Genomic DNA, 19,272 nt, shown 5'->3' with positions numbered 1-19,272 from the left:
TGCGATATAAATGGTTTTATTAATTACTTTGGAACCTTCTCTAACCTTAAAAACAATTCCGTCCATCCAAACGATTAAATAAACAGGTTCTAATGGACGATTTTGCCAAGCTATAATGTCAGAGGTGATAGCATCTGTTATACGAGAAATCGTGGATTGAGAAACGTCAAAATTGTAGACCTCTCTGATCTGTTCTTCAATATCAGAAACGGACATTCCCTTGGCGTAAAGCGATACAATAACGTTTTCTAAGCCTTCTACCATGCTTTTTCGTTTAGGGATAAGCATCGGATTAAAACTAGCATCACGATCTCTAGGGACCTTTATTTCTTCTTCGCCATAACTCGTTTTTATCTTTTTGCTAGAATAACCATTACGCGCATTTTCTTGCTTGCGTAAATCATACTTGTCGTAATCCAGGTGAGCATCTAACTCACCTTCTAACATTTTTTCAATCCCTCGCTTTTGTAAGTCTTTGAGAAAGTTTTGGAGTTCATCGCCAGTTTTAAACTGTTTGAAAAAATCATCCGGAAATAGGTCTTTTGTTTCCAAAAATATGTAAATATTAAATGTATAAAAAAAATTCTGCTCGATTTTAACCCAAGCAGAATTTTATACTTACACAGTTTTTGGTACAGTGTCTTTTATAAATTTGATTTTTTTATCAAAATTAGTTTTTTGGAGCTTGCCCAATTAAATCCATAAATTGATCTAACTTAGGTAAGATAATAATTTGTGTACGACGATTTTTAGATTTTCCTTCCGCAGTAGCATTTGTAGTTAATGGGTTATATTCTCCACGTCCACCAGCTGTTAAACGTTTACCATCAACACCGTATTGGTTTTGTAATGCTTGTACAACAGAAGATGCACGTAAAGCAGATAAATCCCAGTTGTTACGGATGTTTGGTTTAGAAATTGGCACATTATCTGTGTTACCTTCAATCAATACATCGTAATCTTTATAATCGTTGATGATTTTCGCAATTTTACTTAAAGTTTCTCCTGCAGCAGGTGAAATTTCGTAGCTACCAGATTTGTACAACATGTTATCAGCTAACGAGATGTAAACAACACCTTTTAATACTTTAACATCAACATCTTTTGCTTCATTGCTAGATAAAGAACGCGTTAAGTTGTTTGTTAAAACCATATTCAAACTATCCGATTTGCTTTTCGCATCGATCAAATGTTTGATGTATTTGTTAGACTGATTGATTTCGTTCACTAATTCAGAAACGTTTTTAGAACCACCATTAATACAATTTTTCAATTGTTCTTGTAATTGTTTAATTTGATTTCTTTCACTCTGAACTGTGTTTTCGTACTGACCTTGGTTAGATTCAAAATTAGCTAATTTAGCTTTCGCTACAGCCAATTCTGTTTGACATCCTTGGTTCTCAGAATAAGCAGAATTGAATTTATTTTGTAATTCATCATACTTCTTCTGACTCACACAACTAAATAAAGTTGAAGCAGCGATAACCGCTACTGGCAAAATTGAAACTTTCATAATTATTTTTTTTATTTCAGTTATACGAATATATGTTATTATTTTTTATTGCGAGTATATATTCTGCAAAAACCATGCTGTAAAAATATAAAACTCCTACAATCATTTGGTTGTAGGAGTTTTAACCTTAATATTTTATTTCTATTGTATTAATCCTGAGGAATATATAAAACCTGACCTGGATAAATCTTATCTTCGTGTTTTAACATTGGTTTGTTTGCTTCGAAAATTTTTGGATACTGCATTGGATCTCCATAAACTTCTTTTGCAATTTTAGATAAAGAATCTCCACTTTTTACAGTATACATTGTCTTAGATAAATCTGGAATCTCAATTCTCAAAGGTGTTTTCAATGTTAATTGATCTTCTACTCCTTCCACTCCATCAATGTTACCTGCTGTTGCTAAAATTTTTTGTTTCTCGTTGATGTCCAACGCTTGTCCAGCTACTACAATTTTATTTCCATCAGCAGAAAAAGTTACTCCTGACAAATCAAATCCTTGTTTTGCAACTTGTTCTTGTACTTTAGCTGCTTTTTCTTCTGGTGTTTCTGCACCTCCGAAGACTTTTTCTCCGGCATTTTTGATAAATGAAAATAATCCCATAACGAGTTGATTTTAATAATATTTATTTGTTGATATTTAGTAAATATATAATTTCTCTAACAATTATCGTGCAATTGATGAATATTTCTTTTTTAAATTTTCTGTAATCGAGCGTTGTTGCTGAATTTGACTTGTTAATTGATTAATTTTTGCGTCTAAACCTTTATCGTTCTCTTCAGCAGTTTGTATTTTTCCGCTCAATGTTACTACTTGATCTTCTATCGATCGCAAAGAATTTTCTGTTTTTATCTTTTTCTTCATCAAGCCATCAGTTACTTTATCATTTGATTCTCTTTCCAATTGATTCACCACCAAATCCAATTTATCACCCAAAGCTTGCTTTTTACTTTCTAATTTCAATAAGGTGTTATTATCTTTTAGATATGATTTGATCGAATTTCCTTTTTTCAATTGTGCATCAGCGTTATCTTTTGTCAATCGAATCATATTTTCGTTCGCTAACCTCAACTCATTTCGTACACAACCTTGTTTCGTTTTAGTCGCTAAATCTTGCAATTGCGCATAAATTTTATCAAACTCTGCCGAATTACTATTAAACGTCATTCCATTTTGATCTGTTAATGTATTAATCACGGTCGTTTTTCCATTTTCTTCATCAACCAAACTAATCACAGATTTATACACATCTTGCGAATTTTTGAACTTGATATTACTCGCTTCGTGTTTTTTCAAAAAAGCAGAAGAACCTTCTTTGTTCGTTACCCAATTTTCCCACGATTTCACAATCAAATTCTGCGCACAATTATCCGTAGAAAAAGCAAAAGATTTCAGTTCTTGTCCGTTCATTTCGTACTCAACTTCAAACAATCCTTCATCAGATTGTGCATTAACATAAGCTGATGTTAACAAAGTTGTAATGGCTAAAAGTAATAGTTTCATCAAGTTGATAGTTTAAATTTATGTTCACAATTATTTATCCAATTTACAAAATATCGGAGTTTAAGAAAAGATGTTGTACAGATTTTTTAGAATCATTAATTTTAACCAGAAATTAATCAAACCGCATGCAAACAAAAATTTTATTAATCTATACAGGAGGAACAATCGGAATGGCGAAAGATTATGGCGACCAATCCTTGAAACCTTTCAATTTTGATAATTTGTTAAAACAAATTCCAGAGTTAGGTCTTCTAGATTGTTCTTTCGATTATCATAGTTTCGATACGCCTATAGATTCGTCTGATATGAAACCTAAATATTGGATAGAAATTGCCGAAACCATTCAACAAAACTACGAAAACTATGATGGTTTTGTTGTTTTGCACGGAACAGATACAATGGCGTATACAGCTTCTGCAATGAGTTTTATGATTGATAACCTCGAGAAACCTGTCATTTTCACTGGTTCACAATTACCAATTGGAGATTTGCGCACAGATGCGAAAGAAAACTTAATTACTTCGATTCAATTGGCTTCGTTACGTAAAAATGACAAACCAATTATCAAGGAAGTTTGTGTGTATTTTGAATATAAATTGTTTCGTGCGAATAGAACAACTAAGATTAATGCAGAAAACTTTGATGCTTTCGAGTCGCCGAATTATCCAGTAATTGGAGTTTCCGGTGTTCATCTGGAAGTGAAAGAAGATTTATTGTTAAAAAATGTTGTTACGGATAAACTTTCGATCAACAAAAATCTAAATGCTGATGTTGGTGTCTTGAAGATTTTCCCTGGAATGAATCGTTCTTTTATCGAAAGTGTTTTAAACGCTCCGAACATGAAAGCTTTTATTATTGAGGCTTTCGGAACAGGAAATATTTTTACCGATAGTTGGTTTATTGAATTGCTGGAAGAAGTAACGAATAAAGGAGTTCATCTTATCATCAACACGCAATGTGCTGGCGGAATGGTAGAACTTGGACGTTATGCTACAAGTGATGCGTTACTAAATATGGGCGCAATTTCGAGTTATGATTTGACAATGGAAGCTGCAATTACCAAAGCCATTTATTTATTAGGTCAAAACCTTTCGAAAGAAGAATTCAAAACGCAATACGAAGCAAACTTGAAAGGTGAACTTCGCCATCATTTTTACAATGATTAAATCAAAATAATATAAAACGAAAAAAATCTCTACTTGGTAGAGATTTTTTTATGTTCTAAATTTTATTTCTTCCCCGACATTGAAGCGCCATCAGATTCTCTTAATTTGAAAAAGATGTAAGTTGATAAAATTGTCATCACGCCCATCGTCAAAAATGAATAACGAAAAGCTTGTACTTCCACTCCATTTACAAATCCTGCTTGTCTAAAAACACCTAAAATTAATGCAGCTACAGAAATTCCAAATGTTAGTGATAATTGTTGTGTAACCGATAATAAACTATTCCCTTCGCTGGATGTATTTTCGTCCAAATCTGCTAAAGACAAGGTATTCATCGCCGTAAATTGAATTGAACTAAAAAATCCATTCAAAACCATTAACGGAATGATATAATAAATTGGTGATTTCGATTCTAAAAAGAAAAACATACAAATGATTAATCCTAAAGTTATTGTATTGGAAATCAACATATTTCGATAACCAAATTTATTCACAATTGGCACAACAAACGATTTTGCAATAATGTTACTTGTTGCAGATGGAATCATAATTAATCCCGCTACAGTAGCCGAATATCCATAACCAACTTGCAATAAAAGCGGAATAAGAAAAGGTATTCCTCCAATTCCTAATCGTGTAATAAGATTTCCTATAATACCAATTCGCAAAGTTCTAATGTTAAACAAATTCAAATCGATTAAAGGATGTTGTTTATGTTTTGCATGATAAATATACAAACCAATCAAAAAGGCAGAAACTACAGTCAATGCCAATACAGTTTGCAGGCCAATCACACGAGAAGATGTCAATTCCATAATCAATGTTAAGACAGTAACTCCTCCACTAAAAAGAATCAAACCTCTGATATCAAATTTAAAAACTGGATGTTTAAAATCGGGGATCGCAAAAGTTGTCATCCAAAGTGCAATAATTCCGAATGGAATATTCACGATGAAAATCCAATGCCATGATAAAGTTTCAACCAAAATACCTCCAATTGTTGGTCCTAAAAGTGGTCCTATTAACCCTGGTATGGTGATAAAATTAATTACTTTTAATAATTCACTTTTTGGATAAGCATATAAAATTGCTAAACGTACAACAGGAACCATCATCGATCCTCCAATCGCTTGTATAACGCGTGAAATGACTAAAAAAGGTAAAGTTGTGGCAAATGCGCAAAGTGTGGATCCAAGTGTAAAAATCAGTATAGCAGATTGAAAAACTTTTTTCGTTCCGTATTTATCCGAAAGCCAACCACTCAAAGGAATTAACAAAGCGATTGTTAACGTATACGCAACAATAATCGACTGAATTTCTAAAGGCGATTTTCCTAATTCTTTTGCAATTGTAGGTAAAGATGTATTTAAAATTGTAGCGTCCAAAGCTTGCATAAAAATTGCCATCGCACCAAGCCATGGCAAAAACTTCAACATTTTTGGACTTAAAATATGATCTGAATTCATTCAAATTCCTATAGCAAATTCTATTCCTATTTTAACATTTCGAAAAATCATTGAAAAAGATTAAATTTGAACTATGTTTCTCAACGCGCATACACATCATTTATCCGATCAAACAGATGTTTTGGAACTGTATAATCAGTTTCCAAATGAGTTGAATAATGAAGCTAAATTATTTTCAATTGGGATTCATCCAGCTTACATCAAAACCTCATCAATAAAGGAAGAAATCGAAATTATTAATCAAACTATTTCGAATAAAAACTGTTTAGCAATCGGTGAAATTGGATTAGATAAATTGTGCGAAACAGATTTTGAATTACAAATCAACGTTTTTAAAAAACAGTTAGAAATTGCGATGCAATATCAACTTCCAGTCATTATACATTCGGTTCGTGCTTATCAAGAAATTTTACAGATTCGAAAACAAATGAAATTGACGATTCCGTTTATTTTTCATGGTTTCAATAAGAATGAACAGTTACTCAATCAAATTATTGCGCAAAATTGTTTTGCATCTTTTGGTAAAAATCTTCTATCAAACAAAAACTTACAAATTATATTTGCAAATCTTTCTGCGAATCAATTCTTTTTGGAGAATGATGCAAGCGAAATTTCTATTGAAGAAATTTATACTTTTGCAGCGGATTTGAGAAAAATTACAATCGAGGAATTACAACTTCAACAAGCGAAAAATTGGAAAGCAGTTTTCGGTTACGAAGTTCAATCATAATTAAAATACATTTCAATGGCAGTTTGGCAAGAAAGAGCTGAATTATTATTCAAAGAAGAAGGTTTAGAAATCCTAAAAAATTCGAACATTTTAGTTGTTGGTTTAGGTGGAGTTGGCTCTTTTGCCGCAGAATTTATCGCACGCGCAGGAGTTGGAAAAATGACAATTGTTGATGGTGATACTGTTGATATTACAAATATTAATCGACAATTACCCGCTTTACACTCAACTGTTGGAATGAACAAAGTAGACATCGTTGGCGATCGTTTAATGGACATTAATCCTGAATTAGAATTAACGCGTATCAACGAATTTTTGAGTCCAGAACGTACACACGAAATCGTCACACCAGATTTTGATTATGTGTTAGATTGCATCGATTCTGTTACACCAAAAATTAATTTGATTTTAGCTGCAAAACGCAAAAAAATTAAAGTAATCAGCAATATGGGCGCTGGAGGAAAATATTTGGCAAGCAAAGTACAAGTGCGTGATATTAGTAAAACAGATGTTTGTCCTTTGGCAAAAAATGTTAGAAAACGATTAAAAAAAGAAGGAATTAATAAAGGTGTAAAAGCTGTTTTTTCGACAGAAGTTCCTGATGAATCTTCGGTTAAATTAACGGATGGAAAAAATTATAAAAAATCGTTTTACGGAACTAATTCGTGGATGCCTGGTTTATTCGGGTTGCATGCGGCAGAAACGGTGATTCGACATTTATTAAAAAAAGATAAATAATTAAGTACTTTCTTAAAGATTTAATTAATTTAGTTGCGAATTAACAAAGAGACGAAAAAAATGAAAATCAATTACGATTATATCACATACGAGGATGTTTTGAGAGCACGTCAATTTATGTACGAGCAAGCGTTGGAACAGAATGCGACTAATTCGTTGTTGAACACTGCGAGAGATTTATTTGGAAACAGCAATTTCGAGATGTGTATCAAAATTTGTGAAGGTTTATTGGATGCGAAAGACCCAAAACAATTGTACGATGCTAAGAAATTAATTGCTTTATCATATTATAGTTTACAAGATTTTGAGAATGCGGATAATGCATTTTTCGATATCGCTCAAAACTCTGATAATTCAGACGATTGGTTTAATGTTGTCATTTCTGCAGCTTTAAATAAAAATATCGAACGTAGTAAAGAATCTTTTGGAATTGCATTAGAAAAATACACGAAATTTGGTCATCAACGTAATATGCCTTCAGTACAATTGATGTTGCATTATATGATTACGTTAGAAACTGTAAAAGAATACGTTTTGGCTTTGGAACAATGTAGAATGTTGGTACAAGTTTACGCTAAATTGAAAAAAACAGACGAAAAATTCTTAAGTTCTCGTGGTTTAGAACAAATCGAAAACTTTTTGGAAACTGCAAAACCAGTTTTGAAAAAAGCGAAAAAGAAAGAATTAACAGAAATCAAAAAAGAATTGGTTGAAGCCTTAGACGCAAACGGCGTAGAAAAAGTAGAAGCTTTTTTTGCTGAGTTTTAAGAAAATTATTTTTACGAGAAATATAAAATCCACTTCGAGAGAAGTGGATTTTTTGTTTTAATTATTTTCTTTGATAAAATTATAAATTTTCATTGTTAATTTTTGAGCTTCATCTGTAAGTTGATTAAAGTCTAAAAGAACATTCACTACACCTTGAGCAAATTGGACTTTTTCTTTTATTGTTCCACTCTCATTTTTATACATTTTATTTAGTCCTTCAATATGATTATCTATAAAAGTACCTATTGCAGTGTTAGGATTAAACTTTGCTTTATCCTTAAATTTTATACTTTCTTTATCTTTCGTTTTATCAATTAATTTTAAAGTTTCTAATAAAATTTCTTTAGTTAATAAATTTTCTATTTCTTTAGCTTGCAGACAATAATATTGATCTCCTAATTTTTGTTGAAGTTTAGTAAACCTTTCATATTTAGCGCCTGATTTAGCATTATCGCTATCTGTTAAAAGAAATAATTTACCACACAAACGCTCTACATTAATACCAGAAGTATCTAAAAAACTCCAATGTGTAATATTATTTCCTCCATATTCTACAAAAGAGTAATGAATATCTTCAAAATATTTTTTAGATTCTTTTGATAAACTTTCTTGATAAAGTTCTAAATACTTTCTGATATAAATTCTATCTGTTATTCCTTCTACCCAAATTGTACAATTCGTTAGAAAAACAGATGAATTTTTAACACCTAAATGTTCTAATAAAGTTATATCTGGATTATCAATATTATGTATAAAAAATTGTTCTTTTTCCTTAGTAAATTTGTAAACAGAAATTTCTTTATAATCTAATGTCATATCCAAAAAATGATTAGAATGAGTTGTAAAGAAATATTGAAACTCTTCAAAACCTTTCGTGTTCAATAAAGTTTCAATTAAAATACGTTGGAAACCTGGATGTAAATAAACATCAGGTTCTTCAATATAAATCTTAAGGTTTTTTCCTTTATTAAAAAATAAAGGATAAGTAAGAATAATAATTGCTTGTACGCCTTCCCCTAAATTATATATTGGTCTATCTTCTTCACCTTCGATATTAATGTAAACATCTTTTTCTTTTAATCTTGGAATAATGGTAATCTTCTTATTCTGGAAGAATGTTTGACTCAAAAATATTTCAAAATCTTTTACTAACTTTCTTTGCTCGTAATTTCCAAGTAATAATTCTTGAACATCATCATAAAAAGATAAACCTGTAAAAATAGATTTAATAGATTCATCTGTATTAAACTCAAGTTTCGCATCTTTAAAATAATCATTTTTTGTTCTTTCAAAATAAAAATCTTCTCTCGTAAATTCCTCATTTTGATAATTAATGCTTCTTAAACCACGAAGAATTGGAATATATATTGCTTTGTTTGAAAAATCTAATTTTAAAAGATTATTATTAAAATCAACTTTATTAAAATTATCCTTTAAAGATTTTAAATTATTATATATATCTTTATTAATTCCATGATAACTTGAATATTGTTTATTTAAATCAATTTTATTGTATTCATCGAACAAAATCACTAATTCTTCTTTATCATATTCATCTTTAATATAAAAATTATCTACATTAAGCCTATTATCAACTTCATATGGATAATTTATCTTCAGATTTTTTATATTAATTGATACTTCATCATAAATTTCGCTTAACTCAATTAATTTTAATTGAATTAGATTATATCTGATTTCTTCAATTGAGAACAAATCTCTCAAAAAACGACTTTTTCCAGAATTATTAGGTCCGATAAAAATGTTAATTTTAGAAAGATTATTCAAATTATTTTCCTCGCATTCTGTTTGATATTGTTTTGTTACATCAGTTTTAAGCTGTAAAGATTTAAACATAAAATTTCCTAATAGATTTCTACTAAAATACAATATTCTGTATACTTAATAAATTTCATTCTAAATTTTAAAATAATTTCAATTTTTTCAAACGTGTGTTTTTCAAAATAAATAATCTTTTTATAGCTTTATAACTATTTAATTAACACATGAGTCACGGAAAACTAAGAGAAGATCATAATTGCCAAAATTGTGGACATTACGTAGAAGAACATTATTGCACACATTGCGGACAAGAAAATGTAGAAACACGTCAACCGTTTCACTTTTTATTTACTCACTTTATCGAAGATTTTGTTCATTACGATGGAAGTTTTTGGCAAACAATCAAAAAACTATTTTTGAAACCTGGAGTTTTAACCAAAGAATATTTGAGTGGTAAACGAAATAGTTCTGTTAATCCTGTTAAAATGTACATTTTTGTCAGTTTTGTAACGTTTTTCCTTATTTCTATATTTCCTTCTCATAAAACTGAATATAATGATAGTTCCAATGAACCTATATCAATAGAAAATACTGAAAAAATTCAAAAAGCACTTAATGCTACAATAGACACTTTACAGAACAAAGGATTGACAACTGTCGAGCAAAGTGCAAAAATAAAATCTGAAGTTGAAAAAAATAAAAATGCAAACTCTTTAGAAGATTTGAACGAGGAATCTATTGAAAACTTGCAATCTAAAGTAAAAAATAACGTTCCAATATTATCTCCCTTTATTGAAAAATACCAAGAGTTGAGAAAAAGAAAGGTTTCTGACGATCAATTAGGAGAAGCTATTGTTGAGAAATCTTTGCATGTCATTCCGAAAGTTTTGTTTGTATACATGCCTTTGTTTGCTTTCTTCTTATGGATTTTTTACAACAAAAAGAAATGGTGGTATTTTGATCACGGAATTTTTACACTGCATTATTTTACGGTAATTCTTTTATCTATTTTAGTAATTTTTCTTTTGAATAAACTTTCAAATTATATTGATAGTAATGCTGTATCAGCCATAATAGCTTTGATTAATACATTGATTGTTTTATATATTATTGTTTACTTTTTCCTTGCATTGAAAAAACTCTATAACCAAGGATTTATCATTACAACAATTAAAGGTGCTATACTTTTAGGAATTAATACGTTTATTTTCTCAATAATTGTTATTGGAATTATTATGTATTCATTTCTTCATGTTTAATCAAGATTATTAGGCAATCACGTATGATGTGTTCCTGAAACAAGTTCAGGATAACTTAAGTTGAACTCGTTTCAGCTTCGCATTAAATTTAGATTCCTTCTTTTGTCGGAATGACAAATTCAAAAAAATAACATAAAAAAAGCCTCGCAAATGCGAGGCTTTCTAACTTCTAATATCTAGATTCTAATTTCTATTTATTACGGTATTCATTCCAAGTTTTGATTTTTAAATCATCCATCGATAATTTTGTAAATGCATTAATGAAAGCCGAAGCTAAACGTGCATTTGTTACCAACGGAATATTGAAATCTACAGCTGTACGACGAATTTGATAATCGTTGTCTAATTCCGCTTTTGTTAAGTTTTTCGGAATGTTGATCACCATATCAATTTTCTTGTCATGTAAATAAGACATTACATTTGGCTCTTTTTTATCAGAAGGCCAGTAAACAAGCGTAGAATACACATCATTTTCTGTAAAAAATTTGTGCGTTCCTTCTGTTGCATAAATTTTGTAACCTTTTGCGATTAATTGTTTCGCAGGCTCTAATAAAGCAACTTTAGAAGCAATTGGTCCACCAGAAATTAAAACGGTTTTCTCAGGAATTTCATATCCAACAGATAACATTGATTTTAATAAAGCTTCTTCTGCTGTATCACCGATACACCCTACTTCTCCTGTCGAAGACATGTCAACTGATAAAACTGGGTCAGCTCCTGCTAAACGTGTAAATGAGAACTGAGAAGCTTTCACTCCTACATAATCTAAATCGTAAACGACTTCTGAATGTCCTTTTTCTACTTCTAATCCTAATAAAACTTTTGTTGCTTTTTCGATTAAATTATTTCCTGCAACTTTCGATACGAATGGAAACGAACGAGAAGCACGAATATTAGTTTCGATAACACGAACTGTATTATTTTTTGATAAAAACTGAATGTTCATTGGTCCAGAAATTTCGAAACGTTTTGCAATTTTCGCTGCAACTTTACGCATTTGACGAATTGTTTCGATGTACACTTTTTGTGGTGGATAATACATTGTTGCATCTCCTGAGTGAACTCCCGCAAATTCTACGTGTTCAGAAACTGCGTAATCTACAATTTCTCCATTTTGACAAACTGCATCCAACTCAATTTCTTTTGCTCCTTGTACGAATTCTGAAACTACAACTGGATAATCAGGAGAAACTTCTTTCGCTAATTTCAAGAAAGCATCTAGCTCATGTGTATTCGAAACTACGTTCATCGCAGCTCCAGATAAGACATAAGAAGGACGAATTAACACTGGGAAATTAACTTCTTCCACAAATTTGTGAATCGCTTCTAAAGAAGAAAGCTCTTTCCAACGTGGTTGATCGATTCCTAATTCATCTAATATTTCTGAGAATTTGTGACGATTTTCTGCATCATCAATTCTTAAAGGAGAAGTTCCTAAAATATTAATTGATTGATCGTACAATTTCATCGCTAAGTTATTCGGAATTTGACCTCCTGTCGAAATAATTGTTCCTTTAGGTTGTTCAAAATCTAAAATATCCATTACACGTTCAAAAGACAATTCTTCGAAGTATAAACGATCTGACTCATCATAATCTGTCGAAACCGTTTCTGGATTATAGTTGATGATAATTGTTTTGTAACCATTTTTTGATGCTGTATGCGCTGCATTTACAGAACACCAGTCAAACTCTACAGACGAACCAATACGATAAACTCCAGATCCTAAAATACAAACTGCTTTCTCAGTTTCTGGCTCCAAATCATTTTCAGTTCCGTGATAGGTTACATATAAATAATTTGTTTGTGCTGGGAATTCTGCTGCTAACGTATCAATTTGTTTTACAACAGGTTTAATTCCGAAGTTTTTACGTAATTCACGAACTGTTAATTCGTTTCTGTGTACGTTTTGATCTCCTTTTACTAAAACTGCAATTTGTTGATCCGAGAATCCTAATAATTTTGCACGTTTTACTAAATCTGCTTCAACTTGTTCAAATCTTTCTAATGCTTCAAATTCTTTTGATACATTAAAAATTCTTTCTAAACGTTGTAAAAACCATAAATCGATTTTTGTTAAATCGTGAATTTTTTCAATCGAATATCCCGCTTTGAAAGCTTCAGTAATCGCGTATAAACGCTCGTCATTTGGCTCAGCTAACCACGTATCCAAAGATTCACCTTCTGGAATCTTAAATCCGTTTGCTACGAAACCTCTGTGTCCGATGTCTAACATACGAACTCCTTTCTGAATTGCTTCTTCGAAAGAACGTCCAACAGCCATAACTTCTCCAACAGATTTCATTGCAGAACCAATGTTACGACGAACACCGTAGAATTTATTTAAATCCCAACGAGGCAATTTCACTACACAATAATCTAACGCAGGTTCGAACATCGCAGATGTCGTTTGCGTTACACTATTTTTCAACTCATCTAAAGAATAACCTAAAGCTAATTTAGCAGCCACGAAAGCTAAAGGATAACCTGTTGCTTTTGACGCCAAAGCTGACGAACGAGATAAGCGAGCGTTAACTTCGATTACACGATATTCTTCTGAAACAGTATCGAAAGCATATTGAATGTTACATTCTCCAACTACACCAAGATGGCGAATTGTGCGAATGGCAACTTCACGTAATTTATGATATTCTGAATTTGATAAAGTTTGAGAAGGTGCAATAACGATTGACTCTCCAGTATGAACTCCAATCGGATCGAAGTTCTCCATGTTACAAACTGTGATACAGTTATCGTAAGAATCACGAACTACTTCGTACTCAATTTCTTTCCATCCTTTTAATGACTCTTCCACTAAAACTTGAGAAGAATAATTGAATGCTTTTTCAACTAAATCTAATAATTCTTCTTCGTTATTTGCGAAACCAGAACCTAAACCTCCTAAAGCGTACGCCGCACGAATGATTAATGGGAAACCGATGCGTTTACCAGCTGCCATTGCGTCTTCTACAGTTTCTACTGCTTCTGAACGAGCAGTTAAAACACCAATTTGGTCTAATTTTTCGATGAAAATATCACGATCTTCCGTTGCTTCAATTACTGGAATTTGAGTTCCTAAAACCTCAACACCATATTTCTCGAATATATTTTCTTTATTTAATTCAACCGCACAGTTTAAAGCTGTTTGTCCTCCAAAGGCAACTAAAACTCCGTCTGGTTTTTCTTTTTTAATGACTTCTTCCACAAAGTAAGGCGTTACAGGTAAGAAGTAAACTTCGTCTGCAATTCCTTCAGAAGTTTGAACAGTTGCAATATTTGGATTAATTAAAACTGTTTTAATTCCTTCTTCTTTTAACGCTTTTAACGCTTGCGAACCAGAATAATCAAACTCACCAGCTTGACCAATTTTTAATGCTCCTGATCCTAATACTAATACTTTTTTAATATCTTTTTTTAACATCGTGATTCTGATTATGCGTTAGCGTTTTTATATTTTTTTACTTCTTCGATGAACTCATCAAATAAATATTCTGTATCAACTGGTCCTCCCATTGCTTCTGGGTGGAATTGAACTGTAAAAATTGGTTTTGATTCGTGACGAATTCCTTCACACGTACCATCATTTAAGTTCGTAAAGAATGTTTTGAATCCTTCTGGTAATTTAGAATCATCTACTGCGAAACCGTGGTTTTGAGATGTAATAAAACATCTTTTAGTTCCAACTAATTGTACAGGTTGATTGTGCGAACGGTGTCCGTATTTTAATTTAAAAGTAGATGCACCAGCCGCTAAACTTACCAACTGATTACCTAAGCAAATTCCGAAAATTGGTTTATCTGCTTTCAAAGATTCTTTGATATTATTAATCGTAGGAACACACAAAGCTGGATCACCAGGTCCATTCGAGATAAATAATCCATCATATTCTAATGTTGAATAATCATAATCCCAAGGAACTCGAATTACCTCAACATCACGATTTACAAAACAACGGATGATGTTATTTTTCACTCCACAATCAATCAAAACAATTTTGATATCAGCACCTTCGTTGTAACGAATTACTTCTTTACAAGAAACTTGATCTACTAAATTATCTTCGTTTGGATCGTAATATGCAACATCTGTATCAGCAACAATTTTTCCTAAAGTAGAACCTTGCTCACGTAATTTTTTTGTAATCATACGTGTATCAACTCCATAAATACCAGGAATATTTTGACTTTCTAACCAAGTTCCTAATTTTTGAATAGCGTTCCAATGCGAATAATCATCAGCATAATAAGAAACAACCAATCCAGTTACTTGAATTTGGTTCGATTCCATCCAAGCTTCAATTTCATTAATCATTGCTTTATCATCAGGAACACCATAGTTACCGATCATTGGAGCTGTCATCACCATAATCTGACCTTTGTAAGAAGGGTCAGTCAAACTTTCATTATATCCAACCAAAGCTGTGTTGAATACTACTTCTCCTGCGGCAGAAGTATACGCACCGAAAGATTTTCCTTCGATTTCTAATCCGTCTTGGAATACTAATTTTACTGTCTTATCCATTGATGATAATGTTAATTTCAGTTTCTAAAGCTGATATGAATTTATCTATGTATTGTTTTGTTACTGTTAAAGGTGGCAATAAACGAATAACGTTTGTACCTGCGTAGCCTACAAAAATATTGTGTTTTGTAACTAAGTTGTTTTTTAATTCGCCGATTGGGAAATCAAACTCGATACCAATCATTGAACCACGTCCACGAACTTCTTTAATTTTTGGAAATTTATTCAATTGGATTCCAACATATTCTCCAATTTCTTTTGCATTTTCGATTAAGTTTTCTTGCTCAATCACATCTAAAACGGCCACTGCAGCAGCACAAGCTAAATGATTTCCTCCGAAAGTAGTTCCTAATAATCCGTAAGAAGCTTTAAATTCTGGAGAGATTAAAACTCCACCGATTGGAAATCCGTTCCCCATTCCTTTTGCCATTGTTATCAAATCTGCTTTGATCCCTGAATGTTGATGCGCAAAGAATTTCCCAGAGCGTCCATAACCACATTGAATTTCATCTGCGATTAAAACCACTCCGTTTTCTGTACAAACTTTTCTTAATTCTTGTACAAATTCGTCAGAAGGTAAAATGATTCCTCCAACTCCTTGAATTGGTTCGTAAATAACAGCAGCAACATCTCCTCCAGCAATTACTTCTTTCACTTCATCAATATTATATTCTACGAAAGATACTTTGTGATGAGCATTATAAGGTGCTACAATTTTTGGATTATCTGTTAACGCAACTGTTCCAGAAGTACGTCCATGAAAAGCATCTTTGAACGCAATTACACGATCTTTTCCTGTATGAAAAGACGCTAATTTCACTGCATTTTCGTTAGCTTCTGCTCCAGAGTTAATCAAGAATAAAGTATAATCTTCATAACCTGATACTTTACCTAATTTTTCTGCCAATTCTTGCTGAATCGGAATATTAACTGAGTTTGAATAAAACCCGATATTATTAATTTGTTCTGTTAATTTCTCAACATAATATGGATGAGAGTGACCGATAGAAATCACTGCGTGACCTCCATAAAGGTCCAAATATTCTTTTCCGTTTTCGTCCCAAAGAATACAATCTTTAGCTTTTACCGGAGTTACATTCATTAATGGATATACGTCGAATAGTTTCATTTAATAAGTTTTAAGTGATGAGTTTTGAGTAATGAGTTAAGCTATTGTTCTAATTTTATTTATTAATCCAATTAGCATTGCTTTAATTTCATTACACTCATCTGTTAATTTTGAATATTCTTCAATATTTATATAATTCAAATCTTTAGCTAGCAAAATAAAATATGTGACTTCATTCAAAGAGCCTAAAGAAATATTTAAAAATTGAGCAAAGTCTTTATTTGAGTTTCTTCCACAACCTTCTGCAATATTTGCTGGTATAGAAGATGATGCTCTTTTAATTTGAGAAATTAATCCAAATTGTTCTTCTTTTGGAAATTGATTTACAATTTTATATAAATCTAAAACCAAGAGATGTGAACGATTCCAAACTTGTAATTTTCTATAATCTTGCATACTCAAAACTTATAACTCAATACTCACAACTTTTTAAAACGCCACCGTTTTAAGATTAAGTCCTAAGTTTTCTTCCCAACCGAACATCAAGTTCATGTTTTCTACGGCTTGTCCAGAAGCTCCTTTTGTTAGATTATCGATGATAGAAGTGATTAACAATACATCGTCTTGTTTCTGGATATGTAAAAAACATTTGTTGGTATTTACGACTTGTTTCAATGCAATTGGTGCGTCAGAAACATGTGTAAAAGGTTCGTTTTTGTAATATTCGTTGAAGATATTTTTTGCTTCTTCTTCTGATAAATCAGATTTTAAATAAACACCTGCTAAAATTCCGCGCGCAAAATCTCCTCGCATTGGTAAGAAATATACTTTGTTATTGAAATCTTTTTCTAATTGATTCAATGTTTGGTAAATTTCTCCTTCGTGTTGATGCGTAAATTCTTTGTAGAAAGAAACGTTATTGTTTCGCCAACTAAAGTGCGTAGAAGCTGATAAACTTTGTCCAGCACCTGTAGAACCCGTTACAGCATTGATATGAATATCATTTTTGATTTCATTTTTCGCTGCCAATGGTAACAATGCTAATTGAATAGCTGTTGCAAAACAACCTGGATTTGCAATATTTTGAGCTGTTTTGATTGCTTCGCGGTCTAATTCTGGTAAACCGTAAACAAACGTTCTATCTTCGAAAATGTGGTTCGCATTTAATCGAAAATCGTTACTCAAATCAATAATTTTTGTGTTCGCTGAGTATTTATTGTTCTGTAAAAACTCTGCCGATTTTCCGTGACCAAGGCATAAAAAAACGACATCAGCATTTTCGTCTATTTTATTCGAAAATACGATGTCAGTTTCTCCAAACAAATCGTCGTGCACTTTGGTAACGGGGTTGCCTGCATTTGATGTACTGTACACAGACGAAATATTAACCATCGGATGATGTATCAATATTCTTAGCAGTTCGCCTGCTGTGTAGCCAGCACCTCCTACAATGCTTACGTTAATTTTGTTTGTCATTTGTTATGTTTTGCGCGTGTTTTTTTTAAGGTATAATACCTATACTATATTTCTAAAATAAAGTGGACTCGTTGGAATCCACTTTAAAGAATCAATTAATCGAAACTATGAACAATCTTTAATTGATTACCGAATATTTTGATGAAACCTCTTGCATCTCTACTGTCCCAAGCTTCGTTTTCTTCTCCATAAGTAGCGACTTTAGATTGCATCATATCATAAGGCGATTCTATTCCAATCATTGAGAAATGATAAGGATTTAATTGTACTTTCACTTTTCCTGTTACATGATTTTGAGAAGATTCTAAGAATGCTTCGATATCACGCATTACTGGATCCAAGTATTGAGCTTCGTGTAATAAAGTTCCGTACCAGTTTGATAACGAATCTTTGTGCAACAATTGCCATCTTGTAAGTGTATGTTTTTCTAATAAGTGGTGTGCTTTGATTAATAAATAAGCTGCTGGCGCTTCGAAACCTACACGTCCTTTGATACCTAAAATTGTATCTCCTACGTGGATGTCGCGACCAATTGCGTATTCACCTCCGATTTCGTTTAATTTTTGAATTAAAGCTACTGGAGATAATTTTTCTCCATCTAAAGCAGTTGGAATACCTTTCTCAAATTCAATTTCGATAACAGATGGTTCTGTTCTTGATAATTGTGTTGGATAAGCATCTTCTGGCAACGCTTGGTTAGATGTTAATGTTTCAACTCCACCAACAGATGTTCCCCAAATCCCTCTGTTAATAGAGTATTTAGCTTTTTCCCAACTATAGTTTACACCATTTGCTTGTAAATATTCAACCTCTTGTTGACGAGATAATTTTTCGTCACGAATTGGTGTAATGATTTTAGATTGTGGTGAGATAACTGCAAAAGCAACATCAAAACGAATTTGATCATTTCCTGCTCCTGTAGATCCATGTACAATGTATTCTGCATCTACATCTTTTGCATACTGAGCAATTGCAATTGACTGAAACATACGTTCTGCACTTACTGATAATGGGTAAGTGTTATTTTTCAAGATGTTTCCGTAGATTAAGTAGCGAACACAATCGTTGTAATATTTGTCTGTAATATCAATTGTAACGTGTTTAGAAGATCCTAATTCGTAGGCACGTTCTTCGATATCTTTTAACTCTTCTGCCGAAAATCCACCAGTATTTACAATTACTGTATGCACTTCCATTCCTTGATCTTTTGTTAAGTTAACCAAACAGTACGATGTATCTAAACCTCCACTGTAAGCTAAAACTGCTTTGTTGCTCATTG

At 31.9% G+C, this 19,272-nt stretch carries 17 protein-coding genes; 5 read left to right on the top strand and 12 right to left on the bottom strand.

The window, feature by feature from the left end; genetic code table 11:
* The 4 genes from HXZ69_RS11535 to HXZ69_RS11520 all read right to left on the bottom strand — a co-directional run.
* Nucleotides 1-552 (bottom strand): IS256 family transposase (locus tag HXZ69_RS11535; protein WP_286496066.1); only part of this gene is annotated, 552 nt, incomplete at its 3' end.
* Nucleotides 553-670: 118 nt separating this feature from the next.
* Nucleotides 671-1,513 (bottom strand): OmpA/MotB family protein, encoded by an 843-nt coding sequence (locus HXZ69_RS11530; protein WP_181816279.1) that lies wholly within the window; start codon nt 1,511-1,513, stop codon nt 671-673.
* A 149-nt stretch (nt 1,514-1,662) separates the two neighbouring features.
* On the bottom strand, nt 1,663-2,118 hold the full coding sequence (gene lysM / locus HXZ69_RS11525) for a peptidoglycan-binding protein LysM (RefSeq protein ID WP_286496065.1): 456 nt from the start codon (nt 2,116-2,118) through the stop codon (nt 1,663-1,665).
* A gap of 63 nt (nt 2,119-2,181) precedes the next feature.
* Nucleotides 2,182-3,018 carry a hypothetical protein gene (locus HXZ69_RS11520; protein ID WP_038336839.1) on the bottom strand — a complete coding sequence of 279 codons (837 nt, stop codon included), beginning with the start codon at nt 3,016-3,018 and terminating at the stop codon, nt 2,182-2,184.
* A 125-nt stretch (nt 3,019-3,143) separates the two neighbouring features.
* Between HXZ69_RS11520 and HXZ69_RS11515 the strand changes: the two genes are divergently transcribed.
* Nucleotides 3,144-4,184, top strand: coding sequence for an asparaginase (locus HXZ69_RS11515; RefSeq protein ID WP_180905964.1), 1,041 nt, complete (start codon nt 3,144-3,146; stop codon nt 4,182-4,184).
* A gap of 62 nt (nt 4,185-4,246) precedes the next feature.
* Here HXZ69_RS11515 and mdtD read toward each other — a convergent pair whose 3' ends face one another.
* Entirely contained in the window at nt 4,247-5,650 is a 1,404-nt protein-coding gene (gene mdtD, locus HXZ69_RS11510) for a multidrug transporter subunit MdtD (protein WP_219034956.1), read from the bottom strand.
* A 73-nt stretch (nt 5,651-5,723) separates the two neighbouring features.
* Between mdtD and HXZ69_RS11505 the strand changes: the two genes are divergently transcribed.
* From HXZ69_RS11505 to HXZ69_RS11495, 3 genes are read left to right on the top strand one after another with little or no spacing between them, the layout of a single operon-like run.
* Nucleotides 5,724-6,380: a TatD family hydrolase gene (locus HXZ69_RS11505; protein WP_221854622.1), complete on the top strand. Its 657-nt coding sequence runs from the start codon at nt 5,724-5,726 to the stop codon at nt 6,378-6,380.
* A 15-nt stretch (nt 6,381-6,395) separates the two neighbouring features.
* On the top strand, nt 6,396-7,118 hold the full coding sequence (locus HXZ69_RS11500) for a tRNA threonylcarbamoyladenosine dehydratase (protein WP_038336843.1): 723 nt from the start codon (nt 6,396-6,398) through the stop codon (nt 7,116-7,118).
* 60 nt (nt 7,119-7,178) lie between these two features.
* Nucleotides 7,179-7,886, top strand: coding sequence for a hypothetical protein (locus HXZ69_RS11495; RefSeq protein ID WP_125350289.1), 708 nt, complete (start codon nt 7,179-7,181; stop codon nt 7,884-7,886).
* Nucleotides 7,887-7,943: 57 nt separating this feature from the next.
* Here HXZ69_RS11495 and HXZ69_RS11490 read toward each other — a convergent pair whose 3' ends face one another.
* Nucleotides 7,944-9,743 carry an ATP-dependent nuclease gene (locus tag HXZ69_RS11490; RefSeq protein ID WP_221854621.1) on the bottom strand — a complete coding sequence of 600 codons (1,800 nt, stop codon included), beginning with the start codon at nt 9,741-9,743 and terminating at the stop codon, nt 7,944-7,946.
* Between the two features lie 149 nt (nt 9,744-9,892).
* Here HXZ69_RS11490 and HXZ69_RS11485 point away from each other — a divergent pair, with 149 nt between their 5' ends.
* On the top strand, nt 9,893-10,927 hold the full coding sequence (locus HXZ69_RS11485; protein WP_280037735.1) for a DUF3667 domain-containing protein: 1,035 nt from the start codon (nt 9,893-9,895) through the stop codon (nt 10,925-10,927).
* 190 nt (nt 10,928-11,117) lie between these two features.
* Here HXZ69_RS11485 and carB read toward each other — a convergent pair whose 3' ends face one another.
* The 6 genes from carB to argG form a co-directional block, all read right to left on the bottom strand.
* Nucleotides 11,118-14,348, bottom strand: a complete 3,231-nt coding sequence (gene carB, locus HXZ69_RS11480; protein WP_219034921.1) for a carbamoyl-phosphate synthase (glutamine-hydrolyzing) large subunit — start codon at nt 14,346-14,348, stop codon at nt 11,118-11,120.
* A gap of 11 nt (nt 14,349-14,359) precedes the next feature.
* Complete coding sequence (gene carA / locus HXZ69_RS11475; protein WP_286487181.1) at nt 14,360-15,448, bottom strand: glutamine-hydrolyzing carbamoyl-phosphate synthase small subunit; 1,089 nt, start codon at nt 15,446-15,448, stop codon at nt 14,360-14,362.
* Entirely contained in the window at nt 15,441-16,577 is a 1,137-nt protein-coding gene (locus HXZ69_RS11470) for an aspartate aminotransferase family protein (protein WP_286496061.1), read from the bottom strand. Before HXZ69_RS11470 ends, carA begins: the two co-directional genes overlap by 8 nt.
* 36 nt (nt 16,578-16,613) lie before the next feature.
* On the bottom strand, nt 16,614-16,973 hold the full coding sequence (locus HXZ69_RS11465; RefSeq protein ID WP_219034924.1) for a four helix bundle protein: 360 nt from the start codon (nt 16,971-16,973) through the stop codon (nt 16,614-16,616).
* A gap of 33 nt (nt 16,974-17,006) precedes the next feature.
* Nucleotides 17,007-17,993, bottom strand: a complete 987-nt coding sequence (gene argC / locus HXZ69_RS11460) for an N-acetyl-gamma-glutamyl-phosphate reductase (protein ID WP_286496059.1) — start codon at nt 17,991-17,993, stop codon at nt 17,007-17,009.
* Nucleotides 17,994-18,088: 95 nt separating this feature from the next.
* Complete coding sequence (gene argG, locus HXZ69_RS11455; protein ID WP_286496058.1) at nt 18,089-19,270, bottom strand: argininosuccinate synthase; 1,182 nt, start codon at nt 19,268-19,270, stop codon at nt 18,089-18,091.
* Nucleotides 19,271-19,272: the final 2 nt, after the last annotated feature.

The sequence above is a fragment of the Empedobacter sp. R132-2 genome (assembly GCF_030324375.1).
In the GTDB taxonomy this organism is placed as follows: domain Bacteria; phylum Bacteroidota; class Bacteroidia; order Flavobacteriales; family Weeksellaceae; genus Empedobacter; species Empedobacter falsenii_B.
The sequence above is the reverse complement of the archived record's forward strand: the minus strand, read 5'-3'. Positions and strand labels throughout refer to the sequence as shown.

Excerpts from the sequence above, each read along its gene's own strand:
- HXZ69_RS11470 (WP_286496061.1), bottom strand. The coding sequence starts at position 16,577 with ATGAAACTATTCGACGTATATCCATTAATGAATGTAACTCCGGTAAAA.
- HXZ69_RS11485 (WP_280037735.1), top strand. The coding sequence starts at position 9,893 with ATGAGTCACGGAAAACTAAGAGAAGATCATAATTGCCAAAATTGTGGA.
- HXZ69_RS11465 (WP_219034924.1), bottom strand. The coding sequence starts at position 16,973 with ATGCAAGATTATAGAAAATTACAAGTTTGGAATCGTTCACATCTCTTG.
- HXZ69_RS11520 (WP_038336839.1), bottom strand. The coding sequence starts at position 3,018 with ATGAAACTATTACTTTTAGCCATTACAACTTTGTTAACATCAGCTTAT.
- mdtD (WP_219034956.1), bottom strand. The coding sequence starts at position 5,650 with ATGAATTCAGATCATATTTTAAGTCCAAAAATGTTGAAGTTTTTGCCA.
- carB (WP_219034921.1), bottom strand. The coding sequence starts at position 14,348 with ATGTTAAAAAAAGATATTAAAAAAGTATTAGTATTAGGATCAGGAGCA.
- HXZ69_RS11490 (WP_221854621.1), bottom strand. The coding sequence starts at position 9,743 with ATGTTTAAATCTTTACAGCTTAAAACTGATGTAACAAAACAATATCAA.
- carA (WP_286487181.1), bottom strand. The coding sequence starts at position 15,448 with ATGGATAAGACAGTAAAATTAGTATTCCAAGACGGATTAGAAATCGAA.
- argG (WP_286496058.1), bottom strand. The coding sequence starts at position 19,270 with ATGAGCAACAAAGCAGTTTTAGCTTACAGTGGAGGTTTAGATACATCG.
- HXZ69_RS11495 (WP_125350289.1), top strand. The coding sequence starts at position 7,179 with ATGAAAATCAATTACGATTATATCACATACGAGGATGTTTTGAGAGCA.
- HXZ69_RS11500 (WP_038336843.1), top strand. The coding sequence starts at position 6,396 with ATGGCAGTTTGGCAAGAAAGAGCTGAATTATTATTCAAAGAAGAAGGT.
- HXZ69_RS11505 (WP_221854622.1), top strand. The coding sequence starts at position 5,724 with ATGTTTCTCAACGCGCATACACATCATTTATCCGATCAAACAGATGTT.
- HXZ69_RS11530 (WP_181816279.1), bottom strand. The coding sequence starts at position 1,513 with ATGAAAGTTTCAATTTTGCCAGTAGCGGTTATCGCTGCTTCAACTTTA.
- argC (WP_286496059.1), bottom strand. The coding sequence starts at position 17,993 with ATGACAAACAAAATTAACGTAAGCATTGTAGGAGGTGCTGGCTACACA.
- HXZ69_RS11515 (WP_180905964.1), top strand. The coding sequence starts at position 3,144 with ATGCAAACAAAAATTTTATTAATCTATACAGGAGGAACAATCGGAATG.
- lysM (WP_286496065.1), bottom strand. The coding sequence starts at position 2,118 with ATGGGATTATTTTCATTTATCAAAAATGCCGGAGAAAAAGTCTTCGGA.